Below are 2,640 nucleotides of genomic sequence, written 5' to 3' on the forward strand. Positions count from 1 at the left end.
CCTGTGTCGGTCTGGTTCGATACCAACCGTGTATACGTGCGATCCAGATACCGCCTGAACTCATGCGAGTCGTGGCGCGTCAGCGCCAATGAATGTGGCTCGGTCTGTTAGTTCTCGTGGGCTTAACACCTCGTTGCCTCGGTGCGTACACCCCGAGTCTATCGAACTCGTCTTCTACGAGTGACCTCTGTGGTACCTCTTTTCCATGTGGGTTTCGAGCTTAGATGCGTTCAGCTCTTACCCCGTGTCGCGTGGCTACTCGGCATCTGCCCTCTCGGACAACCGATACACCAGTGGCGACCAAACGTAGTTCCTCTCGTACTATACGTTCGTTCACGTCAGGTACCTCACACCCCCAATAGATAGCAGCCGACCTGTCTCACGACGGTCTAAACCCAGCTCACGACCTCCTTTAATAGGCGAACAACCTCACCCTTGCCCGCTTCTGCACGGGCAGGATGGAGGGAACCGACATCGAGGTAGCAAGCCACTCGGTCGATATGTGCTCTTGCGAGTGACGACTCTGTTATCCCTAAGGTAGCTTTTCTGTCATCTACGGGTCCCATTCCGGAACCTCGTAGGTTCGCTAGACCACGCTTTCGCGTCAGCGTTCCTCGTTGGGAAGAACACTGTCAGACCATCTTGTGCTCTTGCGCTCTTCGCCGGATTCCCGACCCGGCTGAGATGATCTTCGGGCGCGCTCGATATCTTTTCGAGCGCGTACCGCCCCAGTCAAACTGCCCGGCTACCGGTGTACTCCTCCCGGAGTGAGAGTCGCAGTCACCGACGGGTAGTATTTCAATGCTGACTCGGTGGCGCGCTAGCGCGCGTACCTGTGTAATGTCTCCTACCTATGCTGCACATCGGCGACCACGTCTCAGCGACAGCCTGCAGTAAAGCTCTATAGGGTCTTCGCTTCCCCTTGGGGGTCTCCAGACTCCGCACTGGAACGTACAGTTCACCGGGTCCAACGTTGGGACAGTGGCGCTCTCGTTTATCCATTCATGCAAGCCGCTACTGAAGCGGCAAGGTACTACGCTACCTTAAGAGGGTCATAGTTACCCCCGCCGTTGACGGGTCCTTCGTCCTCTTGTACGAGGTGTTCAGATACCCGCACTGGGCAGGATTCAGTGACCGTACGAGTCCTTGCGGATTTGCGGTCACCTGTGTTGTTACTAGACAGTCGGAGCGCCCGAGTCACTGCGACCTGCTCCGTCGAGAGCAGGCATCCCTTCTTCCGAAGGTACGGGACTAACTTGCCGAATTCCCTAACGTCGGTTCTCCCGACAGGCCTTGCCTTGCGCTGGCAGAGCACCTGTGTCGGATCTCGGTACGGACATCATGCTTGCCTTTTCACGGGCCCTATGTACGGCTGACTTTCGCTATCTCGCGTTTCGCTCGCTTCGTGCCGTGACGGCGTCCACGAGTTTCCACGATTCGACCGGGCGAGTGCCCGGCTCAGCGTTCCACACGGCGTCGGCGTTTACTGCACGATGGCGCTGGAATATTAACCAGCTTCCCGTCGGTGTAGTCAAGTTGTGGTACACCTTAGGACCGGCTAACCCTCGGCTGAACGGCAGTGCCGAGGAACCCTTGCTCTTCAGGCCGTCGAGGTTCTCACCCGACTATCGCTGCTACTGTGACCAGGATTGTCGTTACTGGACGGTCCACACGAGCTCTCGCCCGGGCTTCCATCCGACCAGTACGCCAACCTACGCGGTTGCCCCTGTCAAGGGCACGGCCAGGTCTCGGTGGTAGATTTGAGCCCCGATCATTTTGGGCGCCTCAAACCTCGGCCGGTAAGCTGTTACGCTTTTCTTAGCGGGTAGCTGCTTCTAAGCTCACCTCCCGGCTGTTTAGGGCTTGAGACCACCTTCGAATCGCACTTAATCTACACTTTGGGACCTTAACCCGGCTCTGGGTTGTTCCCCTCACGGTACACAGGCTTACCCCGCGCACCGGACTCCCTTCGTCTGCGGCGCCTGCGGGTTTGGAGTTCGACAGGATGGCCGACTCCTCTCGGAGGCGGGTCATCCAATCGGTAGCTCTACCCCGCGGGCTACCTCGGAAGAGGTCATGCTTCGACATGTTTCGGTTGGAACCAGCTGTTGCCAGGCTCGATGGGCCTTTCACCCCTACACACGAGTCACGAGAGGATATTGTAGAATACCAACTCTAACAGGCCTCCACGTGGCTTTCGCCACGCTTCACCTTGCTCGCGCGTAGATCGCCTGGTTTCGGGTCGCACCCAATTGACTCCCCGCGCTTGAACACGGTGGCCCTCGCACGAATGTGCTGCGGCCGTATCGGTTTCCCTGCGCCTTCCCCGGTTCACGGGTTAGACTCGCCAATCAAGTGCACTCCCTGGGTCGTTTTTCAAAACGCACGACACGACGCCGGCTCGACTCTCTTCCTACTAGAGGATCGCTCCTCGGTCGTTTCGAGAATCGCCTTGTACGCCCTGTCGCTCGATCGCCAGCTGATTTCAGGCCCTATTGCACCGCCCTTCTCGGGGTGCTTTTCAGCGTTCGCTCACGCTACTTGTTCGCTATCGGTCTCGAGGAGTGTTTAGCCTTCTCAGGGGATGCCTGAGATGTTCACAGAGGATATCCGACCCCTGCTACTCTGGATTTGACGCCA

General features: G+C 57.9%; 1 rRNA gene. It reads right to left on the minus strand.

Annotation, left to right across the window (positions count from 1 at the left end):
- Window positions 1-87: 87 nt before the first annotated feature.
- Window positions 88-2,640 (minus strand): 23S ribosomal RNA (locus B378_RS16215); the annotation flags it as partial.

This window comes from Halorubrum sp. T3 (assembly GCF_000296615.1).
Taxonomy (GTDB): Archaea; Halobacteriota; Halobacteria; order Halobacteriales; family Haloferacaceae; genus Halorubrum; species Halorubrum ruber.